The organism is Occallatibacter riparius (genome assembly GCF_025264625.1).
Lineage (GTDB): Bacteria > Acidobacteriota > Terriglobia > Terriglobales > Acidobacteriaceae > Telmatobacter > Telmatobacter riparius.
Window position 1 is genome coordinate 2654487 of record NZ_CP093313.1, and the last position, 23413, is coordinate 2677899.

Below are 23413 nucleotides of genomic sequence, written 5' to 3' on the forward strand. Positions count from 1 at the left end.
CGGTCGGATCATTTTTTCCTGTCCTTGCTTGAAAGCACGAACTGATTTCCATCGGGGTCTTTGAAAACGGCGGCCGTTCCCCAGGATTCGGCCGCAGGCTCCTTGATGAAAGTCACGCCTTTCTTCTTCATGGCGTCAGCCGTGGCAAAGACATCATCGCACCAGAACGAGACAGACTGGAACTTCCCGATCTGGTCTTCGCGACCGGGCGGCGTGAAGAGCGCGAGCCCGGAATCTGCGCCGGGAATGGTCAACTCGATCCATCTCTGGGTCGGGGTAAATGGCTGGTCGGTAAGGACCTTCATTCCAAGCGATTCAGTGTAAAACTTAAGCGCGACGTCCTGGTTGGAGACGGGGATGCCGATGAACTTGATGCCTCGAATCATGACTGCTGCCCTCCACTGTGGCGAGAATAGCCATCCGCCGAACCGGAATCAATGAGGCAGGCGTTGCTATAGTAGTAGTCGGTATAGCTATGCCGGTACTGGATGACTACATTACCGACGTCTTGATGCGCGACCTGGTGGGGCACGATCGCAAGCCGGCCGCTTTCCTGTTGTATGTATGGCTGGCAGCGGAGCAGGCCCGGCGAAAGAGCGACGTGCAGGTCAGCTATGAAGATATGGCTGAATCGATCGGGATTTCGCGAAGCTCTGCGCAGGCAGCGGTGCGATGGCTGCTGAAGCGGAAGCTGCTCGTCGTGAAGAAGCAGACTGTGACGGCCACGCCGAAGTACACGGTGCGCAGCCCCTGGCGCGATGGAGCGCGCGGCTAGCCCTCGAGCTTCTTCGTCACAAGCTCATTGAGGAGCGCAGGGTTGGCTTGCCCTTTCGAAGCCTTCATGATCTGGCCGACGAAGAAGCCGGCGAGCGTTTTCTTGCCGGCGCGATACGCTTCGACTTGCTTGGGATTCTCAGCGATGACCTGATCGATCATCGCTTCGAGCGCGGACGTGTCAGAGATCTGCTGCGGCTTCTCGCGTTCGTAGACGGCGGGGAAGTCTTCACCTTTTTCAAAGGCGATGTCGAGCAGGCCCTTAAGCTGCTTGGAGCTGATGGAGCCCGCGTCGAGCAAGTCGGCGGCAAGGACGATGCCGGCCATGGAGACGGGCGAGCTTTCCTGATCGAGGCCGAGGGCGTTGAGGCGGCCGCCGATTTCGCTAAGGAGGAGGTTTGCCACGCGGCGCGGATTCTTCGCGGTCTTCGCGGCTGCTTCGAAGCGGTCAGCGAATTCGCGAGAGGCGGTGAGGGTGCGCGCGTCCTTTTCATTCAGGTCGTACTCGGCGATCATGCGCGCGCGGCGCGCTTCGGGCAACTCGGGGAACTCCTGCTGGCGAGCGGCGAGGAATTCTGCGGAGAGGATTAGCGGAGGCAGGTCGGGCTCGGGGAAGTAGCGGTAGTCGTGGGCCTGCTCTTTGGAACGCATGGAGTAGGTGCGGCCCTCGTTGGCGTTCCAAAGGCGGGTTTCCTGGAGGACGCGGCCGCCGGATTCGAGGACTTCGACCTGGCGCTCGATCTCGTATTGCAGCGCTTCGCGGACGAAGCGGAAGCTGTTGACGTTTTTGACCTCGGCCTTGGTTCCAAACTTTTCCTGGCCGCGCGGGCGGACGCTTACGTTGGCGTCGCAGCGGAGAGAACCTTCTTCCATATTGCAGTCGGAGACGCCGGTGTAGAGGAGGATCTCCTTGAGGCGCGTGAGGTATTCGAAGGCTTCTTCGGGCGTGCGGATGTCGGGCTCGGAGACGATTTCACACAATGGCGTCCCGCAGCGGTTGAGGTCGAGCGAGGTGAACTTGGCGGAATCGGGAAGGCCGTCGTGGAGACTCTTGCCGGCGTCCTCTTCCATGTGAAGGCGGGTGATGCCTATGCGCTTCGTGCCACCCTGGGCGGTGGGGACTTCGATCCAGCCGTGCTCGGCGATGGGCTTGTCGTATTGCGAGATCTGGTAGCCCTTGGGCAGGTCGGGGTAGAAGTAGTTTTTGCGCGCGAAGATGGAGCGCGGGTTCACGGTGCAGTTGATGGCGAGCGAGGCCTTGGTGGCGAACTCGACCGCTTTCTGGTTGAGAACGGGGAGCGAGCCGGGGAGGCCGAGGCAGACGGGGCAGACGTTGGTGTTGGGCCCAGAGCCGAATTTGTTAGCGCAGCCGCAGAAGATCTTGGTTTCGGTCAGAAGCTGGACGTGCACTTCGAGGCCGATGACGGGCTCGTATTTGGCGAGGATGTCTGGGCTTAGTGCGGCTGCGGAGGGCATAGATAAATTTTAGCGCGGGGTGCGGGTGGTGGAGAGTTACACTGCGGCTTGAGCGTTAGGAGGAGTTGCACGGACAATCAGATATGGAGAAGACGGTTCGCAAGTACACTAGCCTGAAAGAAATGAAGGCAGACGAGTACCGATATTGGCAAAGCAGGCCAGTACACGAAAGAATGAGCGCAGTTGCCGAAATCACACTCGCTGCATACGCGCTGAAGGGAAATGCGCCCAGTGTTCCCAGACTTCATCGCACTCCTGTCTGCCTTCAACGCCCACAGCGTTAAATATCTGATCGTGGGCGGTTATGCGGTTTCATTGCATTCGCAGCCCCGCGCGACGAAAGATCTTGACATTCTGATCAAGGCAGATTCGGCCAACGCCGAGGCTGTTTATCGCGCATTGGCGGCATTTGGCGCACCGCTCGAGAGCATCAATGTTCGCGATCTTGCCGACCCAACCAAATTCTTTCGCTTCGGACAGCCGCCGGTTGCCGTGGACGTTCTTTGCTCAGTTGACGGCGTGGATTTCGACGCGGCATGGGAACGGCGGATCGAAGATTTGGTTGATCCAGCCAGCGGAGAGAAGGCATTCTTCATTTCTCGGGAAGACTTGATCGCATCGAAGATCGCGGCGGGACGTCTGCGCGATCTGGCGGACGTTGAAGAAATTCGCGAGGCTAGCCAGCACGGGAAGGGCTGAGAAATGGGGCTTAGGCTAGATTAATTACGGGGTTGTGTTTGGTGAGGATTTCAGGGCTTAGGGCGGCTGCGGAGGGCACATCGGGGTTTTAGCGCGGCCAGCGTAGCCAAATCCGGCCGCGCGTGAGTTTTACTGCTTCGTATCCAGTGGGTGGGAGATCTTTTCGAAGTACTCGTTCTGGATGCGGAGGCTGTCGTTGTCGGCTTTGATGGCTTTGAGGGCGTTGGCGATCTGGCTGGCCCAGGTTTTCTGGTCGAATTCGCCGAGCTCCTTTGTGGCAGCGGAGCCTGTGCCGGAGTAGTGGTTGGGGAAGCGCGCGTACCACCAAATGCCGGTGTAGACGTTGTCGGGCAGGCTAAGGCGGTGCTGGTCGGCGCCGGACTGCGAGTCGGCCTGGCCCATTTTGACGAGGTCGGGGCGCGCGATGAGCATGTTGGCGGTCTCGGTTTCGCCGGCGTGCATGTCGTTCTTGGGGTCGGACCTCATGGCGGGGCGTCCGGGCACATTCTCATTCGGCAGGCCGAAGACGTAGACGACGTAGTCGCGCGGGGTGGCGAGCTGTGCCTGCGCGAATAACGGCAGGAGCGAATTGTTTCCGCCGTGGCCGTTGACGATGACGACCTTCTTGCAGCCGTTGCGAGACATCTCCTTAACGGTCTCTTGCAGCAGTGTGAGCTGGGTGGAGAGTGAGTAGGCGACGGTGCCGGGCTGCTGCTGCGCCTCGAAGATCTGGCCGAAGTAATACGGCGGAAAGACGACAGCGTATTCCTGTTGCACGGCATTGGAGACGGCATAGCGGACGTCGAGCAGGTCAGTGCCGAGGGGCAGGTGGGGGCCGTGCTTTTCGATGATGCCGAAGGGCAGTACGCAGACGCCCTGCGCTTGATGGATGGCCTGGACGAAGTCGGGTGCGGTGAGTTCTTCCCAGTGCGGGGAGAGCTTTTGCGATTGAGCGGCGGTGGCGGCGATGAGCGAGACGACGAGTGTGAGTGCGATCTTTTTAAACATGGGCCCCTCAAGTGGCGCAAGGCGGTTGGTGTGAACTTCAGGCGCCAAAGAACAACCGCAAATTCTTCGACTCCGCACTGCATGCTGCGCTCAGGATGATAACGAGTGCTGATGGCCAGCCTTATTCCGATGGGTCGGGTGCGGTGAAGGGCGAGCAGCAGGGCTTCTCGGTGGCTTTGAGGTTCATGAGCTCGGCGCGGATGCCGTCGGGGTCATACATGTTGAACTGGCCCTTGCCGTCCTTGCCGATCTTGGTGGAGGAGTCGGCGCGCACGCCTTCGAGGCGGTTGCCGGCCTTTAGCGTCTTTAAACCTTCGTCGACGGAGTTCTGGCCGATGGCGATGTGGTCGAGCACGCCAAGGGTCTGCTGCGAGATGTTGGGGCTGTTGTTCATCATGTATTCGACCCAGTCGTGGCCGTCGGGAACCTGCTGGCTGATCCAGTCGATCTTGTCGTCGGTCATGCCGCCGAACCAGTAGGGCCGGAACCCGAGCAGCGTGCGGTAGAAGGTGTCTTCTTTGGTGCGATCATGCACAACGAAGCCGACATGGATGATGTGGTGACCGATGGCGTTGGGGGCGTCGACTTTGGCGTTGGCCGGCGGCTGCACGAACTCGATCTTGTTGCCCTCGGAGTCTAGCACCTGGAAGCGGCGGCTGCCGTCGGAGGTTTTGGTGACGGAGGCGGGCACCTGCCAGCCTTTGGCGGCGAGGTATTTGCGCATGCCTTCGGCGTTGTCGGTGTTGAAGGCCGCATGATCCATGCGGTTGACACCGGCGTTCGCAGGCAGGGGCAGTACTTCGACATATTGTGTGCCGCTCAGCGCGTACTTGACGCCTTTGGGGTTCTCGGGGTCGGCCATCTTTGCGGCGCCGATGGTGAAGGTGTAGTAGTGCTCGGTGGCGGAGGGGTTGGACGTGTAGATCGCCAGGTGCGAGACACCGGTAATTTTGGGGCGGGCCGGACCGCTCTGGGTGAAGCCGCAGATGGCGGTGGAAAGCAGCAAGGCAGGGAGGATTGTTTGCAGACGCATGGGCACCTCAGATTGGCTGACCGCACCACGATAAATCGGTTTGGCGGGGCGCGCAATGCGGAAGAGCGCTCGAAGGGGAACAGGGCGCGATGTTACGCGCGACGGGTACAATGCCGCCATGCGTTTCTTGCGATCGGACTTCCCCAGAGTTGCCCGCCTGGCGTGCCTTGGACTTTTTGCTGCATCTTCACTTGTGATGGCACAAGAGATTGCTCCGCTGTCGGCTGCCGATAAGGCCGAGGCCCGCGAAATCTTCAAGCAGCTCATCGAAATCAACACGACGGACACGCCGAAGGGCAGCGTTACGGCCGGCAACGAGGCGATGGAGAAGCGCTTTCTGGACGCGGGGTTTCCGCGCGAGGACGTGAAGCTGCTGGGGCCGGACAAGAACAAGCTGAACCTCATCATCCGCTACCGCGCGCCGGGGACGTCTGATGCCAAGCCGGTGCTCTTCCTGTGCCACATGGATGTGGTGGAGGCGCTGCGGTCGGACTGGCATACCGATCCGTTTGAGTTTGTGGAGAAGGATGGGTACTACTACGGGCGCGGCACGCAGGACATGAAAGACTCCGATGCGGGACTGGTGGCCACGTTTCTGCGCTTGCATCGTGAGGGGTACAAGCCGAAGCGCGATCTAATTCTGGCGCTGACTGCGGACGAGGAGGGCGGCAAGTTCAACGGCCCGATATGGCTGTTGAAGGAACATCGCGACCTAGTGGATGCGGCCTATGTGATCAATCCTGATTCGGGTGGCGTGGAACTGGATCATGGCCGTGCGGTGGTTGCCGATGTGGAGGCGACGGAGAAGGTCTACGCCGATTACCAGGTGACGGCGACAAATCCTGGCGGGCATAGCTCGCGCCCACGGCCGGATAACGCGATCTACGAGCTGACGACCGCGATCAACAAGCTTGCAGCGTACAGCTTTCCGTTCGAGCTGAATGATGTGACGCGCACGTATTTCCAGAACCTGGAGAAGCAGGAGTCTGGGCAGACGTCGGCGGACATTCGGGCGATTCTTGCTTCGCCGCCGGATATGGAGGCGGCGAAACGACTGAGCGCGGAGCCGAGCTTCAATTCGAACTTCCGCACGACGTGCGTGGCGACTCGGCTGGCCGCGGGCCATGCGAATAACGCGCTGGCGCAGAGCGCGCAGGCGAACGTGAATTGCAGGATTTTTCCAGGGCACTCACCGGAGGAGATTCGGCAGCAGCTTGTGCAATTGTTCGGGGATTCCAAGCTGACGGTGAAGTATGTTTCTGATGCGGGCACGGTCGTCGCTGATGTCGCGCCGGAGCGGAAGGCGATTGTTCCAGTTGCGCCGATGCCTGAGGTGATGGAGCCGCTGACGCGGATCACGCAGGCGATTTGGCCGGGAGTACCGGTGACCCCGGTGATGGAGAATGGCGCCAGCGATTCGATCTACTTCGCGCAGGCGGGCTATGCGACGTATGGCTACTCGGCTATTGCGCTGGAGCGCGACGATGATCGCGCGCACGGGCAGGACGAGAGGCTGCCGGTGGATTCGTATTGGAAGTCGCTGCAGTTCCTTTATGCGTTTGCGAAGGCTGTAGGTGACAGATGAGCGTTGCCGCGTCGGAGGCCGTGTATCGCAGGATCACGTGGCGGCTGGTGCCATTCCTGGTGCTGCTTTACACGGTTGCGGTTCTCGACCGCGTGAACATCAGCTTTGCAGCGCTGACCATGAATCGCGACCTTGGCATCTCCGATCGCATGTATGGCTTTGCGGCGGGCGTGTTCTTTCTTACCTACTGCCTGTTTCAGGTGCCGGCCAATTTGCTCCTCGCGCGGATTGGCGCGCGGCGCTGGCTGGGTATGCTGATGATGGTGTGGGGCGTGGTGTCGATGGGCACGGCGTTTGTGCCGAACTCCGGCGTGTACATCGGGCTGCGCGCGGCGCTGGGGATTGCCGAGTCGGGCTTTTATCCCGGCGTGATTTACTACTTCACCTTCTGGCTGCCGCGGCCGCAGCGGACGCGGGTGCTGGCGTTGTTCCTGCTGGCGTTTCCGCTGAGCAACATAGTGGGCTCGCCGATCTCTGCGCATATCTTGCTGATGGATCAGTTCGCCGGGTTGCGGGGTTGGCAATGGGTGTTTCTGCTGGAAGGCGTGCCGGCAGTGCTGCTTGGATTTGCGACGTGGTGGGCGCTTGCGGATGGACCAGCTTCGGCTGCATGGTTGTCGCAGCAAGAGAAGGAGAGGGTGGCCCAGGATCTCTCGCATGATGAGGCTGTGCATCGCGTGGGCTCAGGTAGTACACGGGTGAAGGTGGCTGGAGATGCAGCGGCGTACTTCATGTGGAGCTCCGGAGTGTATGGGCTCAGTTTCTTTCTGCCGAAGATTCTGGTGGCACGCGGAGCGACCGCACTGTCTACGGGATGGTGGGCGACGCTGACGTTCACTATGGGTGCGCTGGCGATGTACTGGGCCAGTCATCGGCGCGGGTATCGCATGCTGCCGGCTCTGTTTTTTGCGGCGGGAATGGGCTTTGCGGCAGCGGGGTACTTCCATTCGGTTGGCGGCGCGGTGGCCAGTTTCTGCCTGGCGGCCATGGGGTTGCTGTCGTCGTTGCCGATCTTCTGGAGCGTGGCTACCGGCCGGTTGAGCGGCAAGGCGGCGGGTGCGGCGATTGCATTTGTAAATTCAGTGGGTGCGGTGGGTGCGTTCGCGGGCCCGTACGCGATGGGGTGGCTGCACGATGCTACGCACAGCTACGTGGCTGGATTGTGGTCGATTGCGGCTTGCCTGGGCGCGGGGGCGCTGCTGACCTTGAATGCGGCCAAGCCTGCCAGCCCGGCGGCGGCAAGTTCGTGATCTTGGCGGTGCGCCTATAGGATTCATCCGACTGGTAAACTAGAGCTTGATGATTCTCCCGTTCGTCCGCGAGATTTTTGCGGACCTGGAGCATACGCCGGCATTCGATCGCGTTCGCAGGCACCTGAGCCTGGGTTCGGGGCGGCGTATTGTGTCCGGACTCACCGCGACCGCGCGTTCCCTCTACATTCCGCTGATGGCCCGGGCTGCTGGACGGCCTGTGATCGTTGCGGTCTCTGATAACAAGGCGGCCGAAGCGCTGGAGCCGATGATCCGCGCGGGCTGCGAGCTGACCGGGGCTGTCGATCCGGGGCGTGTGGTGCGGCTGCCCGCGCATGACGTGCTGCCGTTCGAGAATCTTTCCCCGCACCCGGACGTGCAGGAGCAGCGCGCGGCCGCTTTGTGGAAGCTATCGACGGGGGCGGCGTCGATCATCATTGCGCCGGTGGAAGCGCTGGCGATGCGGCTGTTCGATCGCGATTACTACGCCAGCCTTGCGGTGAGCCTCAAACGTGGGGAAGAGATCGATGTTGAGGTGCTGACCGCGCACCTGGCGAGCGTGGGTTACACGCAGATGGACCTGGTGGAGATGCCGGGGCAGTTCACGCGGCGCGGCGGCATTCTCGACGTGTATTCGCCGGAGTCGGACAGGCCGGTGCGCATCGAGTTTTTCGGAGACGAGATCGATACGATCCGCAAGTTCGATCCGGAGACGCAGCGCTCGCAATCCGGCCTGGATGAAGCGCAGCTTCTTCCGCTGACGGAGACGCCCGTCACCGAGCATCTGCTGGCGGCGGTGCATGCGCGGCTGAGCAGGCAGCGCGTCGAGATTGAGGGCGACGACGAGGCGGACGAGATGGCGATGGAAGCCGCGGCGGCCGGTGGGGTCAGCGTCTTTCCGGGATGGGAGTTTTTCGCCGCTGTTGCGGGAGCTGAGACGAATCTGCTGAAGCTGGTGCCGAAGGCTGTGCTCTTTGTGGATGAGCCGGGCATGGTGCGCAACCAGATTGACCGCTGGTGGAACAAGATTGAGCAGCGCCATGAGCGCAGCGGTATCGGCAACCTGGTTCGGCCGGAAGATATCTACCTACGGCCTGAGATTCTACAGGGACTGCTGCAGGCGCACTTCGGCATCGACGTTGATCAGCTTGGCGCGGTGGATGTGATCGATGAAGATTCGACGCTGGGCGAGATCAGCCTGAACACGCGGCCGACGCTGCGCTTCCACGGATCGATCCCCGCATTGATCGAACAACTGCGCCGGCTCATGGAAGTAGAGACGCACATCGTTGTTGCAGCGGCGAACCAGGGAGACGTGGAGCGCATGGCGACTGTGTTCCGCGAGTACCAGATCCCGTATCGCTTCGGGAGCCGCGCTGCGTCGCATAGCGGCGAGACGATGCTGGAAGAGGCCAGCTACATGGCCGGCGATCTGCGCGTGCCGGTGATTGTGCGGACGCCGATTGCGGCGGGCGTCAGCTTTCCTGAATCGAACCTGATCATCTTCGGCGCGAACGATCTCAATGATGAGGCGGACATTGCTGCGCGGCCTGAGCCTAAGCGATCGAAGACTGCTGCGTTTGTCTCGGATTTTCGGGACTTGTCGATGGGTGATTATGTTGTCCACGTTGAGCACGGGATCGCGCAGTATCAGGGCTTGAAGGAGATTGTGCAGGACGGGCTCGCGGTCGAATTCATGATTCTGGAATTCGCAGAGCAGGCCAAGCTGTATGTTCCGCTCACGCGGCTGGACCTGATTCAGAAGTATCGTTCGACGGACACGGGGCCAGCACCGGTCCTGAACAAGCTGGGATCGCAGCAGTGGGTTAAGACGAAGGCGCGCGTGCGCAAGGCCATGCAGGACATGGCGGCGGAACTGCTCAAACTCTATGCAGAGCGGCACACTGCGCAGGGTACGGCGTTCTCGAAGGACAACGAATTCCAGAAGGAGTTCGAAGACGCGTTCGATTACAACGAAACCGACGACCAGCTCGCTGCAATCCGCGCCATCAAGTACGACATGGAGCAGCAGACGCCGATGGATCGGCTGCTGTGCGGCGACGTGGGCTACGGCAAGACGGAAGTGGCGATGCGGGCGGCGTTCAAGGCTGTGCAGGACTCGAAGCAGGTGGCAGTGCTGACGCCGACCACGGTGCTCAGCTTCCAGCATTTCGAGACATTCAAGAAGCGCTTTTCGCAGTTCCCGATCAAGGTGGAGATGATCTCGCGCTTCCGCACGCAGAAGGAACAGAAGCAGATTGTGGAAGAGGTGGAGCACGGCAAGGTCGACGTGCTGATCGGCACGCACCGGCTGCTGTCGAAGGACATCAAGTTTCAGGATCTGGGCTTGCTCATCGTGGATGAAGAACAGCGCTTCGGGGTGCGGCACAAAGAACGGCTGAAGCAACTGCGCAAGGAGATCGATGTGCTGGCGATGAGTGCCACGCCGATTCCGCGCACGCTGCACATGTCGCTGGTTGGGTTGCGCGATATGTCGGTGATTGAAACGCCGCCGAAGGATCGCATGGCGATTCAGACGGTGGTTGCGAAGTTCGATGAGAAGATCATTCGATCGGCGATTGAGTTGGAGTTGGAGCGCGGCGGGCAGGTTTACTTCGTGCATAATCGCGTGGAATCGATTTATGAGCACGCGTCGCGGATTCAGGAACTGGTTCCGGCAGCGCGCGTTGCGGTTGGCCATGGGCAGATGAGCGAAGGAGAACTCGAGAAGGTGATTCTTGCCTTCATGCATCACGAATTCGACGTGCTGGTGGCGACGACGATTATTGAAAATGGGATTGATATTCCCAACGCCAATACCATCGTCATCAATCGCGCGGATAGACACGGGCTGAGCGAGCTTTATCAGCTGCGCGGACGGGTGGGGCGGTCGAATCGCCGGGCGTATTCATACTTGCTGATCCCGCAGGAGGGCGAACTGAACGAGATTGCGCGACGGCGTCTTGCGGCGTTGAAGGAGTTCAGCGACCTGGGCGCGGGGTTCAAGATCGCCGCGCTAGATCTCGAACTGCGCGGAGCGGGCAACATGCTGGGCGGCGAGCAGAGCGGGCACATTGAGGCGATCGGATTCGAGCTTTACACATCGATGCTTGAGCAGGCAGTGAAGGAATTGAAGGGCGAGGGCGGGGAAAAGAAGCCTGCGACGCAGCTCAATCTTGGCATTCCGCTGCGCATTGATGAGAGCTACGTCGCGGAAGAGAACCAGCGGCTGCGCCTCTATAAGAAGGTTGCCGGCGCGCAGAGCGAGAAGGCGCTGAGCGAACTTCGTTCTGAGATGGAGGACCGGTACGGGCCGCTGCCGGACTCGACCGTTTACCTGCTGGAGGCTGCGTCGCTGCGCCTGGAATGCGAGCGACTGGGCATTGCGCAGATCGATCGCAAGCGCGCCGAGCTGCAGATTCGCTTCAGCGAGAAGGCACAGATCGATCCGCAGCACCTGATGCGGCTCATTGCGAAGAATGCGAAGCGCGGCGCGCAGTTTACGCCGCAGGGCGTGTTGAAGTTTCCGCTGGCGGCACTGCGGCCGGATGAGATTCTGCTTGAGATTCGCGAACTGATTACCAACCTGGCGCCTGCGCCGGTGAATGCATGAAACACAGAGAGACGAACAGATGAAGCCCAGCCTTGCTGTAGTCGCAATTGGAGCGTGTATGTGCGCCACTGCTTTTGCTTCCGCCGCTGCAACGCCGCAGGAGAGCTTTCAGAAAGTATCGGACGAGTATTTCGATCAGGTGTATTTTCCGTACTCGCCAACCGGCGGGACTCTGACCGGGTACCACCAGTACGATACGCAGCTTGAGGATTTTTCGCGGAAGACGCTCGATGCCCAGGTGATGGCGCTCAAGGCGTTTGAGACGCGCGTTGCGGCGATTCCGGCTTCGGGACTGGACGAGATGACGCGCGGCGATCGCGAAATGGTGCTCAGCAACATTCGGTCTACGCTGCTGTCGCTGGAGACGATCCGCATGTGGGAGAAGAACCCGGACATCTACTCGGGCAGCATGAGCAATGCGGCGTTCTCGCTGATGGAGCGCAAGTTCGCCTCGCCGGACGATCGGCTGCGCTCGCTGATTGCGCGCGAGAAGTTGATGCCATCACGGCTTGACGAGGCGCGGGCGAATCTCAAGAATCCGCCGCGGATCTACACTGAGATCGCGATTGAGCAGCTTCCGGGGATCGTCAGTTTCTTCGAGCACGATGTGCAGCTGGCATTCGCTGAGGCGAAAGATCAAGCATTGAAGGCGGAGTTTGCGCAGACCAACGCTGCAGTCATCGCGGCGTTGAACAGCTATCAGGCATGGCTAAAGTCCGATCTGCTGCCGAAGTCGAATGGGGACTTTCGCATCGGAGCGGAGACGTTCTCAAAGAAGCTGGCGTATGACGAGATGGTGGACCTGCCGCTCGACAAGCTGCTGGAGATTGGCCGGGCCGATTTGCGCAAGAACCAGCAGCACTTCAACGAGCTTGCAAAGGAACTCGAGCCGGGCAAGGAGCCGCAGCAGGTTCTCGAAGAGCTCGGGTCGCATCATCCGGCGCCCGATCAGCTGCTCGCCAGCTTCAGGGCTACGTTCGACAGCCTGATCGGTTTCATTCGCGATCATCATATTGTGACGATTCCGTCGGATGTGCGCCCGATTCTGGAAGAGACGCCGCCGTTCATGCGCGCGACCACGTTCGCTAGCATGGACACGCCCGGGCCGCATGAGAAGCATGCCACCGAGGCCTACTTCAACGTGACGCTGCCTGACAAGAAGCTGACGCCGGCGGAGGTCGAGGGCTACATGCACTCATTCAATGTGGGCACGATTATTTCGACAGCGGTGCATGAGGCGTATCCGGGGCACTATGTGCAGTTCCTGTGGGTTCCGCAGGCGCCGAGCAGGGTGCGCAAGCTGCTGGGGGCGAGTACGAATGTTGAGGGTTGGGCGCACTATTGCGAGCAGATGATGCTCGATGCGGGTTACGGACAGCCGGGGATAGGCGCAAAGGATGAACATGAGGCGAAGCTGCTGCGACTGGGGCAGTTGCAGGATGCATTGCTGCGCAATGCGCGCTTCATTGTCGGTATCGAGATGCACACGGGCAAGATGAGCTTCGACCAGGCGGTGGAGTTCTTCCAGAAAGAGGGTTATCAGTCGAAGGAAACCGCGATGGTGGAGACCAAGCGGGGCACGGCCGATCCGACGTATCTCTATTACACGCTGGGCAAACTCGAGATCATGAAGCTGCGCGAGGACCTGAAGAAGAAGCAGGGCGCAGCGTTCTCACTGCAGAGCTTCCACGATGAGTTTCTCAAGCAGGGATTCCCGCCGATCAAGATCGTGCGCGAGGCGATGCTGGGGGATACGTCGCCGACGCTGTAACGGGAAAATGGGCTAGCAGGTTAGCGAGTCAGGAGTCAGCGTGGTTCAACATCGGACTCAACGGCTTCTGACTCGCTTTGCTATTTCCACTTTATGTTGCAGCCGACGGAGGGGCGCTGGTCTTCGGTAACGGGCTGGCCTGCGATCACGGCGTCCAAGGCGGCACGCAGATCCTGGCCTGTGATCGGGATTGCATTGCCGGGGCGGCTTGCATCGAACTGGCCGCGGTAGGCGAGTTTCAGGTCGCTGCAGAAGAGGAAGAAGTCGGGAGTGCAGGCGGCTTTGTAGGCGCGCGCAACCTGCTGCGTTTCGTCGTAGAGATAAGGGAAACGGAAGCCAACGCGCTGCGACTGGGCCTTCAATCCGGCTGGATTGTCGTCGGGATACATCACCGCGTCATTGCTGCTGATGGCCACGATGCCGAGTTTGCCAGCGTAGTCATTGCCGATCTCGGCAAGGCCCTTCTCGATGTGCTTGACGTAGGGGCAATGCGTGCAGATGAACATGACAAGCAGGCCCTTTTGGCCGCGGAAATCATCGCGGCTCACGGTTTTGCCGCTGACTACATCGCGCAGTGCGAAATCCGGCGCTTCTGCGCCGAGGTCGAGCATCATCGTGGATTGAGTGAGTGCCATGTTCTACCTCTGGAACGAAGGATAGATTGCGTCCGTATCTATTCTCGCGCGTGGTCCGGATCCTGGGTAGTTGATTCGGTTGTGGTCCACCAAAACTTCGCGGACCGATGCGGGTTTCAATGGATGTAAGGCAGGGCCGAACGGAGGTCACAAGTGAGCATCGAAGGGGTGAAGTTTTGCGATCTATGCGGCGGCGTGATCAGCAGGTATGATGTCGCGCCGGTGAGGGTGGACGAAGGCGGCCACCGTGTGGAGTTGCATCTGCATAACCGTCACAAGGGTGATTGCCTGGCGCAGCAACTGGATTTGTGGACTGAGGCGTATGCGGGCGCAATCATTGCCGCCGGAAAAGCCGGATGGACGCAGGAGGCTGTTCAGCACGAAGCCTGAAATGTTCGGCGGCCTGCGACTTCCCCTTGCAGGCTACGAAAACAGGCCAGGCTGCCGCCCCGGCATGCTGAGGCCGAAGTGCTCGTAAGCCAGCCGCGTGGCCACCCGGCCGCGCGGCGTGCGATCAAGGAAACCGATTTGAATGAGAAAGGGCTCGTAGACTTCTTCGAGCGCGTCTTCTTCTTCGGCAAGGGTCGCAGCAAGAGTGCCCAGACCCACTGGGCCGCCATCGTACTTTTGGATGATGGTCATCAGCAGGCGGCGGTCGATCTCATCGAATCCATGCGCATCCACTTCCAACATGGTGAGGGCTGCGTTGGCCGTGGCGCGATCGATCACGCCCGTGCCGCGCACCTGGGCGTAGTCGCGCACGCGCCGCAGCAGGCGGTTGGCGATACGCGGCGTGCCTCGCGAGCGCAACGCGATCTCGGATGCGCCATCGTGGTCGATGGGAACACCGAGCACTTCAGCGGAGCGCTCAACGATAACGCGCAGGTCTTCTTCGGTGTAGAACTCGAGGCGGAGAAGGATGCCAAAGCGCGAGCGCAGCGGCGAGCTGAGCAGGCCGGGCCGCGTGGTGGCCCCCACGAACGTGAAGGGGCGGATGTCCATCACGTGAGTGCGCGCGGAAGGGCCCTGGCCGATGATGATGTCGAGCTTGTAGTCCTCGAGTGCGGTGTAGAGCTTCTCCTCGAGTACCGGCTGCATGCGGTGAATTTCGTCGAGGAAGAGGACCTGTCTCTCGCGCAGATTGGTGAGGATCGCGGTGAGGTCGCCCTGGATCTGGAGGGCTGGGCCTGATGTTTGCTGAAATCCTACGTCGAGTTCATTCGCGATGATGGTGGCCAGCGTGGTTTTGCCCAGTCCCGGAGGTCCGAAGAGAAGCACGTGATCCAGCGCCTCGCCGCGCGACTTGGCGGCTTCAAGCGCGATGGAGAGCTGCTCTTTTGCTTTTGATTGCCCGATGAATTCCTTGAGCCAGCGCGGGCGCAGCTTCAGCTCAAAGCCCTGCTCTTCATCAGCGCGCGAGGCGCTGACCAGCCGTTCCGGCGACTCTTTGCGTATGGCCATGCTGGGTAGAAGTGTAGCGGGTGCTCTTCGCCGGGGCAAATATCCGGCGAAGAGCTGCTTCTGCTATACCGGAACCTTGACCTCGGGCCAATAGCGGAAGTTGCGGAATGTGGCTTGTCCTTTGCCAGCGGCGAACACCGCGGGCCGCAAGTCGAGGAAGCCGCCGAGGACGTTGTGCTGCATGCCTGAAACCTCGGCCGACTCTTCCGTCTTGCGCCAGTCGCCGCCGGGGAGCCGGTAGTAGAAATCGACTTCCTGATCATCGTTGACGGCGCGAAGCGTGGCACGCGTGACGCCCTTGTGCGAGCGGGTGGCAATGTAGTTGTTGGCTACGCGCACGCCGATGCCTTCGTCATCGAGGAGAATGCCGGTAGCGTGCTCGGGGCTGTAGAAGAGCATCAGGCCGGAGGCGCACCCCGGAGTTACTTCGACGTCCATCTCGATGGTGTAGGAGTGGCCGCCGACGGGTGTTGTGAGCGCGGGCGAGTTCTCAAGTGACGTGCCTTTCGCCTGTAGTACGAGAGTGCCGTTGCCGGTGGTGAAGCGAGCGGGATCTAACTCGTGCCAGAATGCCCATTGGAGACCGAGCTGCGGCGACTTGAAATCATCCGACGGATCAAGCAGCGGCTGTTGTTGCGTTCCGGGGATCGGCACGGGGATGGCGGATGCGGGCGTGATGCCTTGGGTTACGCGGAACCATCCGTCGTCGGTCCACTCCACCGGCAACAGAAGCAACTGCCGGCCGATGGCGCGGTAGTCCTTCTCGTAAGAATGCACGGTCATGTACCAGCGGCCGTCGGGAGTGTCGACGAGGCGACCGTGGCCGACGCTCATCCAGCGGTCGGTGCGCGACATGGTGCGGACGATTGGATTGTGCGGCGAGAACTCCCACGGGCCTTCCGCGTGCTTACTGCGCATGGCTACGACGGAGTGCGCGGTCGCGGGACCGGCGGTGCCGCCTTCGGCGACGATGAGGTAGAACCAGCCGTTGTGTTCGAGGAGCTTGGGGGCTTCGAGGCAGGTGCACTCCATGCGCGGAGGCGTGGGCATGGGCCAGGGCTCGAATGCCTTGCGCGGCGGCGTCTTTACACTGAGACCGTCGGCGGCGAGTTCGGCCATGAGCCCGCCATTCATGTAGAGGAAGCGCCGGCCGTTCTCCCCGATGTGCGCGGGATCGATGGCGTTGATGCCGAGATCGACGGGCTCGCTCCATGGGCCGGTGGGCTTGTCGGCGTGGACCACGTGCAGCTTCTGATCGGACGGGTAGTAGATGTAGAAGTGGCCCTGGTACTCGCAGAGGTAGGGCGCCCAAACGCCGCCGTAATAGCGTTGGAGCGCGGCGGCAACCGGCTTCCAGTTGATGAGGTCGCGGGAGTGCCAGATGAGCAATCCGGGCGCGTAGTCGAAGCTGGAGTGCGTGAGGTAGAAGTCGTCGCCCACGCGAATGGGACTAGCGTCGGGATGATCGCCGCCGAGGATCGGGTTGTGGTAGCGTGCGCGGGTCTCTGCTGCGGAGATCAGTGCCGGTGCGGAGGAAAGGGCGGCAGCGGCCGCGCTGCTGCGCATGAAATCGCGACGTGTAAGCATGACGGGCCAGTTTAGTCGCGCGGGGAATGCCAAGTAAAGCGATTCAACGGGGCGTGAGATCGAGCGTGTCCCGCCATTTAGACTAGAGGTGGCCCTACTCAAGAATGACGCATCATTTCGCACGGCTTCGCCGCTTCCATTTCAATTTGCCGCAGCGCATTGCCGCTGTCCTGCTGCTCGCGTTTCTGGCGCAGGGCTTTTGGCTGACTGCGCATCAGACTCTCAGCGATCGTGACTACCAGTACGCGCGCTGCGGCCGCGAGATGTGGGAGAAGCCGTCGCCGCTGGCGGGCTACTACACCAGTTGCGGGAACATTCACGATGGCGTAATTGCGTATCGTGCGGCGGGCCTGCCGCTCACGCTCAATCTGCTGGTGGAGCGAGGGCTGGATCAATTTCGCAAGCCGGAAGACCGTGTGATTCAAAGCGGAGGGCAGCAGGGTCCGCAGATTAGTACATGGGAACTGCGGCACCAGATGCCGCACGTACTGCTGCTGATGCGACTGCCGTTCCTGTTTGTGGGCGGCGTGCTGGGCGGTGCGCTGTGGTGGGTGACGCGTCGCCTGTTCGGCAACTTTGGTGGATATACGGCGCTTGCGCTCTACTGCTCTTCGCCCGCGATTCTGAAGGCTTGCGTCTCGCCCGAGCCGGACATTCTGGCCACGCTCGGCATTTACGCCGGCATCTACACCTGCATTGGTGTTGCGCACGCGATGCAGGGTCCGCGACGGAAGTGGCGTCCTCGCATTGTGCTGCTTACGTTGAGCTTCGGGCTGGCGGCGGCGTCGCACATTGCGGCGTTGCCTGTAGTCGCGTTGCTCGGACTCATCGCAATGTTGTGGATCGCAGAAGGGCGGCGTAGCCAGATTCTGCCGATCGTGCTGCTGGCATGTGTTGGAGCAGTGCTTCTGGTGTTTGCCTGCTACGGATTTTCGCCGGACGCGTTCAGTTATCTTTTCCGCTCGGCTGCCGGGTTCGTGTGGTTCTCGAGTGAGCCGGCAAAGCACTTCTTCTCCTCGCTTCCGAATGCGGGAATCACGATCGCCGCCGCGGCGTCCCTGGTTCTTTATCTCGGCGTTCGCCGCTCGCGCTACTTTGGCAACACGGCTCCCTTGCTTTGCGCGCTGGTGCTGTTGCTGCTGGTGACGACCGGCGTGACAGCCTCGCCCTGGCTATGGGCTCAGCCGTTTCTGCTCACGTTCGTCGGCGGCATTTTTGCTGATGCGTATGAGAGCCCGCGGCCCCGGCTAGCGCTGACGGCAGGCGGTTCCATTGTGGTTTTGCAGGCGATTGTATGCATACTGAGCCTGCCGGGGCTCATTTGATGGCCATTTCGCCTGCTGAATGGCGCCACCACCCGAGGCGCGGCGTTTATTTATGCCTGCCGCTCCAACCTAGTGAGATCGGAATAACATCTCAATCCGTGAGTGCGGCAGCAGTATCGACGCCGGTTCTAAAGCTAATTAAGATGACAGTCACAGTTTGTGCGCACCGTTTTGCGTGGCTTGCGATGCTGGCACTCGTTGTCTGTTCCGGGGCGGGCGCAGCCCAGGAACCTGCCTCACTATCCCAAGCCAGTCCCGCAGTAAAGCCGCCTGTTGCCCAGTCCGCTGATCCAGCAAACAGCTCAAGTGGCAGCGCGCCAAGCGACCCGCAGCCCGCCCCCAAGAGCGCCATGCTCGTCAGTCCTGTGCCAACTGTCAAACGCCCTGATTTCAATCGCAACATTTACTACAAGAACAAGCTTGAGTTCTCGCTTGAAACCGGATGGCTGCCCAACAATATTCCGTTCGTCTTCGACTTTATAGTGGGCAGTAAATACAACAGTTGGCCGCTGCATTACACACTGGTGCCGAATATAGCCTCTGTGCGTTGGCAACTAGACAATATCTGGGGATGGAAGCTGTTCCGCGGCAATACGGATTTCTCTTTCAGCGGGTCCTATACGGCGATTCCACGGGGAGCGGAGACGCGCTACTTCGCTTTTGACTATGGCATTCGACGGAATTTCATCCCGTCGCGATGGCGCGTGGTTCCTTACGTGGAGGGGCGCGGTGGTATCGGCAATATCAATGCCAAGCAGCCGCACGGGGTCTACTACTCGCAGGGACAGGACATGACCTTCACGCTCATGGTGGGCAGCGGCGCGCGCTACAACTTCGGGCCGCGCTACGCCGTGTCCGGCGGCGCCACCTACATGCACGTCTCGAATTTCTACCTCTCCGAGCCCCGTTATGAGGACTTCGGCATCAACGTCTACGGCGCAATCGTGGGCGTTTACATGCGCATTGGCAAGCCCAAAGCAGACCTCATCCGCTAGCCCGATCGCGCCTTCCCAAGCCAGAATCAGAGCACATTTCCGGTCTGCTTTTCCCGGCCCCTCTCCGGCTTGCCCATTGGTCAGCAATATCCGCAGCTAAATGTCAGAAAATAAATGCCTTGCAATCCGGCTTTCGCCTTGCTGAAAGGTGCTTCGAGCCGGTAAAATAGAAGGGCAGCCCGCACCCGGTTCCGGCCTCTCGTTACCGCTTGTTCCTGCCGCCCAGCGGCGGGCTCCCGAAACCTATGGCAGACGATCAGAATCCTCAGCTCCCTCTCGACGGTGGCACTCCCCCCGGCGGCTCCAATCACATCCCTATCAACATCGAGGAGGAGATGCGGCGGTCGTATCTCGACTACTCGATGTCGGTCATCATCGGGCGCGCGCTCCCTGACGCCCGCGACGGACTGAAGCCCGTACATCGCCGCGTGCTTTACACGATGAGCGAGATGGGTTTGGAGCACAACAAGAAGTACACCAAGTGCGCCAAGGTTGTGGGCCAATGCATGGGCGTTTACCACCCGCACGGCGACTCAGCTATCTATGACACGCTGGTGCGACTTGCGCAGCCTTTTTCGCTGCGCTATCCGCTGGTTGACGGTCAGGGCAACTTCGGTTCCGTGGATGGCGACCCACCCGCGGCGATGCGTTACACCGAGTGCCGCATGGAGCGCCTCGCCGGCGAACTGCTCGCCGACATCGAGATGGAGACCGTCGACTTTTCGCCGAACTACGACGAATCCACGTTCGAGCCGACAGTTCTGCCAACGCGTATTCCTAACCTGATCGTGAACGGTTCCAGTGGAATTGCCGTCGGCATGGCGACGAACATTCCGCCGCACAATCTGACCGAGATCATCAACGCCACCATCGACCTGGTGAACGATCCCAAGGCTGGCCTGGATGCAGTGCTCAAGCACGTGCAGGGCCCCGACTTCCCCACCGGCGGATTTGTTTACGGCAAGGGCGGGATTCGCAAGGCGTATGAGACCGGCCGCGGCCGCTTTATGATGCGCGCCAAGGTGGCTACGGAGAACCTGACCAAGGAAAAGCAGGCGATCATCGTCACCGAAATTCCTTACCAGGTCAACAAGTCTCGTCTCATTGAGCGCATTGCCGAGCTTGCAAACGAGAAGATCATTGACGACATCTCCGATGTGCGCGACGAGTCAGACCGCGACGGCATGCGGATTGTGATCGAGCTCAAGCGCGGATCGCAGCCTGAGATTGTGCTGAACCAGCTCTACAAGCACACGCAGATGCAGGAAAGCTTCTCGATGATTTTCCTGGCCGTGTTGCACGGCCAGCCGCGCGAGCTTGGCCTCGACCAGGCAATTCGCGCCTTCATCGATCACCGCGTTGAGGTTGTCCAGCGCCGCACCGTCTACCTGCTACGCAAGGCGCGCGAACGCGAGCATATTCTAGAGGGCTACAAGATCGCTCTCGACAATCTGGACACGGTGATTCGCATCATTCGGGGATCGAGCTCTCGTGCCGAAGCCCGGGAGAATCTGTATGCGTGGGGCAAGGGCAAGGACATCGTCATCAACCTCGACCGCGAGTTGCAGCCGCATGAAGAGCGCGGCCTCTCGCTGCGGCAGGTAGATGCGATTCTCGAACTGCAGCTCTATCGGCTGACGCAGCTTTCCGTCGATGAAATTTTGAACGAGTTGAAGGAGATCCGCGCGAAGATCGCGGAGTACGAATCGATCCTGGCGAGCGAGAAGAAGCTGCGCAAGGTGATCGTGAAGGAACTCGAGCAGGTGCGCGACAAGTACGGCGACGAGCGCCGCACGCAGATTGTCGACGAGTCCGCCGAGCTTCAGCTTGAGGACCTCATCGCCGACGAACAGGTTGCGGTCACGGTGAGCCACCAGGGGTATCTCAAGCGCACACCCATCAGCGTCTATCGCCAGCAGCGTCGCGGCGGAACGGGCCGCATGGGCATGAAGACCCGTGAGGAGGACTTCGTTGCCCAACTCATCATCGACTCCACGCACGCGTATTTGCTGTGCTTCACGAACTCCGGGCGGGTCTACTGGCTCAAGGTTTATGAGATTCCCGACGTGGGCGCAGCGGGCAAGGGCAAGAGCATGCAGAGCTTGCTCAACCTGCAGCCCGGCGAAAACGTCCGCGCCATCCTGCCAGTCCGCGACCTTGAAGAGGAAGGCAAGTTCGTCTTCTTCGCGACGCGGAACGGCACGGTAAAGAAGACTCCGCTCAAGGATTTTTCCAACGTGATGGCGAAGGGCATCATCGCGATTGGGATCGACAAGGAAGACGAACTGGTGGCCGCACGCATTACCGACGGCTCGCAGATTGTCTTCCTCGCCACGCGCCTTGGCATGGGCATTCGCTTCGATGAGTGCGATGTGCGCTCCATGGGCCGTCCGGCTTACGGTGTGCGCGGCGTTGACCTCGCCAAGAACGATTACGTGGTGGGCGTGGCTATCACGCCCAAGGAGCACGAGCCCGGCGCTTATCGCATTCTTGTCGTCAGCGAAAACGGCTTCGGCAAGCGCACGGACGTGGAGGAATATCGCCTGCAATCGCGCGGCGGCAAGGGCGTGAAGAACATGGCGGTGACGGATCGGATCGGCAAGGTAACGACGATTCAGCTTGTCGACGATTCGAGCGAACTGATGGTGATCAGCCAGTTCGGAAAGATCATCCGCGTCGATACGAAGACGATTCGCAACGCCGGCCGCGCTACTCAGGGCGTCCGCCTGCTTAACCTCGATACGGATGACAAGATCGCTGCAGCAGTGGTCATTCCGCCGGAGGAAGCCGCCAAGGATAACGGCGACGAGCAGGGTACGTTGATTCAGTAACGCTAAACGCTAAGTCCCAAGTCTCGATGGCCGAGACTTGGGCTTTCGTTCTTATTTGCGCGTGACTCGACCTCACCGGACAATGACCATTCAATCTGACCAAGCCAGTAAAGCCCAGAAATCCGGGAGCGCCTACTACCGCCCGGAACTTGATGCCCTCCGCTTCTTCGCCTTCCTCTGCGTGTTCAGCTTTCATCGCATGGACTATGTGCCCACCGATCCGGTGCGCGATCGCTGGCTTTATCTGATCGGAAATGTGGGTCCGTTCGGTGTTCCCGTATTCTTCCTGCTCAGCGCTTTCCTCATCACGGAGCTGTTGTTGCGCGAGCGAGATAAGACGGGGCGCGTTCACATCAAGGCGTTTTATCTACGGCGCATCCTGCGCATCTGGCCGCTTTATTTCGTCGCGTTTTTCGGACTGGCGCTGCTGAATCACTTCGTGCCGGGCCTCGGCACCTCCGATCCGCTCGCCTGTGTGGCCTTCACGTTCTTCGCGGGGAACTGGTACATCCTTCATCACGGCTGGATCGCGGGTGCCGTTGATCCGCTATGGAGCATCTCTGTCGAAGAGCAGTTCTACATCGCCATCCCGCTCATTGCCGCGCGTGCCGGCCGCCGGATGCTTGGCCTCGTTTCTGCCCTGCTGCTCGCCGTTGCGTATGTGACGATACTGCTGTACGCGTTGCACCCTACGACTGGAGATAACGGCGAGTGGACCAATAGCTTTCTTCAATTCCAGTTCTTCGCGGCCGGGACTCTCATTGCGCTGATACTGCGCGGCAGGCTTGTATGCGTTCCGGTCTGGATGCGCTTCGCGGGCTTCGTGCTCGGCTTCACCTTTTGGTTCACGGCGCTGATGCGCTTTCAGGTCAAGAGCTGGGAGCCGCATCCGACGCCCATGGGTGCGCTTGCCGGATGGCTCCTGGTCCTCGCCGGATCCCTTCTTTTCTTCCTTTCTGCGCTCGGCACTCCAGCGCGTTTAGTGCCGCGCTGGCTGGCATATCTAGGCAGGATTTCGTACGGCTTGTATCTCGTGCACTCGCTCGTCTTCTTCCTGACGTTTAACAAGGCGGTGCCGTACCTGCGCCGGAGCTTTCCTGGCGTCGCGATGCCCGAATCAGTTCGCAACCTGGTGTGGACGGTGGTTGTGCTTGCTGTCAGCATCGGACTGGCCTCTCTGTCCTTCCACTACTTTGAAAGGCCGTTTCTCCGCCTGAAGAGCCGGTTTACGTTCGTCCGATCGCGCGAGGACGTTGCACCTTCGGTCTGAGCGGGATTAATTACGCTGCGTGGGTGCCTCCCGTTTTGAAGCGGTTCCGCTTTTGGACCGGCGATCTGCCGAAAGGAGTGCATGGGCTTTGCTAGGTGGA

18 protein-coding genes are annotated in these 23413 nt (G+C 60.5%); 11 read left to right on the forward strand and 7 right to left on the reverse strand.

Going from position 1 to position 23413, the window contains the following annotated elements:
- Positions 1-8 precede the first annotated feature (8 nt).
- Positions 9-386, reverse strand: coding sequence for a VOC family protein (locus MOP44_RS10695; protein WP_260796023.1), 378 nt, complete (start codon positions 384-386; stop codon positions 9-11).
- Positions 387-475: 89 nt separating this feature from the next.
- Here MOP44_RS10695 and MOP44_RS10700 point away from each other — a divergent pair, with 89 nt between their 5' ends.
- Positions 476-775, forward strand: a complete 300-nt coding sequence (locus MOP44_RS10700) for a helix-turn-helix domain-containing protein (RefSeq protein WP_260796024.1) — start codon at positions 476-478, stop codon at positions 773-775.
- On the opposite strand, the gene gatB is transcribed toward MOP44_RS10700, so the two are convergent.
- Positions 772-2250 (reverse strand): Asp-tRNA(Asn)/Glu-tRNA(Gln) amidotransferase subunit GatB, encoded by a 1479-nt coding sequence (gene gatB, locus MOP44_RS10705; protein ID WP_260796025.1) that lies wholly within the window; start codon positions 2248-2250, stop codon positions 772-774. The two genes, MOP44_RS10700 and gatB, sit on opposite strands and share 4 nt — an antisense overlap.
- 222 nt (positions 2251-2472) lie before the next feature.
- Here gatB and MOP44_RS10710 point away from each other — a divergent pair, with 222 nt between their 5' ends.
- A complete protein-coding gene (locus MOP44_RS10710) occupies positions 2473-2949 on the forward strand; it encodes a DUF6036 family nucleotidyltransferase (protein WP_260796026.1) in 477 nt (158 codons plus the stop codon).
- Positions 2950-3078: 129 nt separating this feature from the next.
- Here MOP44_RS10710 and MOP44_RS10715 read toward each other — a convergent pair whose 3' ends face one another.
- Both MOP44_RS10715 and MOP44_RS10720 read right to left on the reverse strand, forming a co-directional pair.
- Positions 3079-3957, reverse strand: coding sequence for a creatininase family protein (locus MOP44_RS10715; protein WP_260796027.1), 879 nt, complete (start codon positions 3955-3957; stop codon positions 3079-3081).
- A gap of 121 nt (positions 3958-4078) precedes the next feature.
- On the reverse strand, positions 4079-4990 hold the full coding sequence (locus MOP44_RS10720; RefSeq protein ID WP_260796028.1) for a VOC family protein: 912 nt from the start codon (positions 4988-4990) through the stop codon (positions 4079-4081).
- A 118-nt stretch (positions 4991-5108) separates the two neighbouring features.
- Between MOP44_RS10720 and MOP44_RS10725 the strand changes: the two genes are divergently transcribed.
- Genes MOP44_RS10725 through MOP44_RS10740 form a run of 4 tightly spaced genes read left to right on the forward strand, consistent with a single transcriptional unit; the run spans position 5109 to position 13209 of the window.
- Positions 5109-6575, forward strand: coding sequence for a M20/M25/M40 family metallo-hydrolase (locus MOP44_RS10725; RefSeq protein WP_260796029.1), 1467 nt, complete (start codon positions 5109-5111; stop codon positions 6573-6575).
- A complete protein-coding gene (locus tag MOP44_RS10730; RefSeq protein ID WP_260796030.1) occupies positions 6572-7825 on the forward strand; it encodes an MFS transporter in 1254 nt (417 codons plus the stop codon). The genes MOP44_RS10725 and MOP44_RS10730 overlap by 4 nt, the downstream gene beginning before the upstream one ends.
- Before the next feature lie 49 nt (positions 7826-7874).
- Positions 7875-11438, forward strand: a complete 3564-nt coding sequence (gene mfd / locus MOP44_RS10735; RefSeq protein ID WP_260796031.1) for a transcription-repair coupling factor — start codon at positions 7875-7877, stop codon at positions 11436-11438.
- A 58-nt stretch (positions 11439-11496) separates the two neighbouring features.
- Positions 11497-13209: a DUF885 domain-containing protein gene (locus MOP44_RS10740; protein ID WP_260796032.1), complete on the forward strand. Its 1713-nt coding sequence runs from the start codon at positions 11497-11499 to the stop codon at positions 13207-13209.
- An 80-nt stretch (positions 13210-13289) separates the two neighbouring features.
- Here MOP44_RS10740 and MOP44_RS10745 read toward each other — a convergent pair whose 3' ends face one another.
- Positions 13290-13844, reverse strand: a complete 555-nt coding sequence (locus MOP44_RS10745; protein ID WP_260796033.1) for a thioredoxin family protein — start codon at positions 13842-13844, stop codon at positions 13290-13292.
- A 153-nt stretch (positions 13845-13997) separates the two neighbouring features.
- On the opposite strand from MOP44_RS10745, the gene MOP44_RS10750 reads away from it, so the two are divergent.
- The gene (locus tag MOP44_RS10750; protein ID WP_260796034.1) at positions 13998-14234 is read left to right on the forward strand and encodes a hypothetical protein; all 237 of its coding nucleotides are present in this window, start codon (positions 13998-14000) and stop codon (positions 14232-14234) included.
- 33 nt (positions 14235-14267) lie between these two features.
- On the opposite strand, the gene ruvB is transcribed toward MOP44_RS10750, so the two are convergent.
- Entirely contained in the window at positions 14268-15305 is a 1038-nt protein-coding gene (ruvB, locus tag MOP44_RS10755; RefSeq protein WP_260796035.1) for a Holliday junction branch migration DNA helicase RuvB, read from the reverse strand.
- A 63-nt stretch (positions 15306-15368) separates the two neighbouring features.
- A complete protein-coding gene (locus MOP44_RS10760) occupies positions 15369-16892 on the reverse strand; it encodes a family 43 glycosylhydrolase (RefSeq protein ID WP_260796036.1) in 1524 nt (507 codons plus the stop codon).
- Positions 16893-16996: 104 nt separating this feature from the next.
- On the opposite strand from MOP44_RS10760, the gene MOP44_RS10765 reads away from it, so the two are divergent.
- The 4 genes from MOP44_RS10765 to MOP44_RS10780 all read left to right on the forward strand — a co-directional run bounded on the left by MOP44_RS10765 (position 16997) and on the right by MOP44_RS10780 (position 23313).
- Positions 16997-18217 carry an ArnT family glycosyltransferase gene (locus tag MOP44_RS10765; RefSeq protein ID WP_260796037.1) on the forward strand — a complete coding sequence of 407 codons (1221 nt, stop codon included), beginning with the start codon at positions 16997-16999 and terminating at the stop codon, positions 18215-18217.
- Positions 18218-18360: 143 nt separating this feature from the next.
- Positions 18361-19212, forward strand: a complete 852-nt coding sequence (locus tag MOP44_RS10770) for an outer membrane protein (protein ID WP_260796038.1) — start codon at positions 18361-18363, stop codon at positions 19210-19212.
- Positions 19213-19457: 245 nt separating this feature from the next.
- The gene (gene gyrA, locus MOP44_RS10775) at positions 19458-22043 is read left to right on the forward strand and encodes a DNA gyrase subunit A (RefSeq protein ID WP_260796039.1); all 2586 of its coding nucleotides are present in this window, start codon (positions 19458-19460) and stop codon (positions 22041-22043) included.
- Positions 22044-22125: 82 nt separating this feature from the next.
- Positions 22126-23313, forward strand: coding sequence for an acyltransferase family protein (locus tag MOP44_RS10780; RefSeq protein WP_260796040.1), 1188 nt, complete (start codon positions 22126-22128; stop codon positions 23311-23313).
- Positions 23314-23413 lie beyond the last annotated feature (100 nt).

What these genes read in the sequence shown, in the direction of transcription:
- MOP44_RS10780 (WP_260796040.1), top strand. Translation starts at nt 22,126, where the DNA reads ATGACCATTCAATCTGACCAAGCCAGTAAAGCCCAGAAATCCGGGAGC.
- gyrA (WP_260796039.1), top strand. Translation starts at nt 19,458, where the DNA reads ATGGCAGACGATCAGAATCCTCAGCTCCCTCTCGACGGTGGCACTCCC.
- MOP44_RS10770 (WP_260796038.1), top strand. Translation starts at nt 18,361, where the DNA reads ATGACAGTCACAGTTTGTGCGCACCGTTTTGCGTGGCTTGCGATGCTG.
- mfd (WP_260796031.1), top strand. Translation starts at nt 7,875, where the DNA reads ATGATTCTCCCGTTCGTCCGCGAGATTTTTGCGGACCTGGAGCATACG.
- MOP44_RS10730 (WP_260796030.1), top strand. Translation starts at nt 6,572, where the DNA reads ATGAGCGTTGCCGCGTCGGAGGCCGTGTATCGCAGGATCACGTGGCGG.
- MOP44_RS10700 (WP_260796024.1), top strand. Translation starts at nt 476, where the DNA reads ATGCCGGTACTGGATGACTACATTACCGACGTCTTGATGCGCGACCTG.
- MOP44_RS10745 (WP_260796033.1), bottom strand. Translation starts at nt 13,844, where the DNA reads ATGGCACTCACTCAATCCACGATGATGCTCGACCTCGGCGCAGAAGCG.
- MOP44_RS10695 (WP_260796023.1), bottom strand. Translation starts at nt 386, where the DNA reads ATGATTCGAGGCATCAAGTTCATCGGCATCCCCGTCTCCAACCAGGAC.
- MOP44_RS10740 (WP_260796032.1), top strand. Translation starts at nt 11,497, where the DNA reads ATGTGCGCCACTGCTTTTGCTTCCGCCGCTGCAACGCCGCAGGAGAGC.
- MOP44_RS10725 (WP_260796029.1), top strand. Translation starts at nt 5,109, where the DNA reads ATGCGTTTCTTGCGATCGGACTTCCCCAGAGTTGCCCGCCTGGCGTGC.
- MOP44_RS10720 (WP_260796028.1), bottom strand. Translation starts at nt 4,990, where the DNA reads ATGCGTCTGCAAACAATCCTCCCTGCCTTGCTGCTTTCCACCGCCATC.
- ruvB (WP_260796035.1), bottom strand. Translation starts at nt 15,305, where the DNA reads ATGGCCATACGCAAAGAGTCGCCGGAACGGCTGGTCAGCGCCTCGCGC.
- MOP44_RS10765 (WP_260796037.1), top strand. Translation starts at nt 16,997, where the DNA reads ATGACGCATCATTTCGCACGGCTTCGCCGCTTCCATTTCAATTTGCCG.
- MOP44_RS10715 (WP_260796027.1), bottom strand. Translation starts at nt 3,957, where the DNA reads ATGTTTAAAAAGATCGCACTCACACTCGTCGTCTCGCTCATCGCCGCC.
- gatB (WP_260796025.1), bottom strand. Translation starts at nt 2,250, where the DNA reads ATGCCCTCCGCAGCCGCACTAAGCCCAGACATCCTCGCCAAATACGAG.
- MOP44_RS10760 (WP_260796036.1), bottom strand. Translation starts at nt 16,892, where the DNA reads ATGCTTACACGTCGCGATTTCATGCGCAGCAGCGCGGCCGCTGCCGCC.
- MOP44_RS10710 (WP_260796026.1), top strand. Translation starts at nt 2,473, where the DNA reads ATGCGCCCAGTGTTCCCAGACTTCATCGCACTCCTGTCTGCCTTCAAC.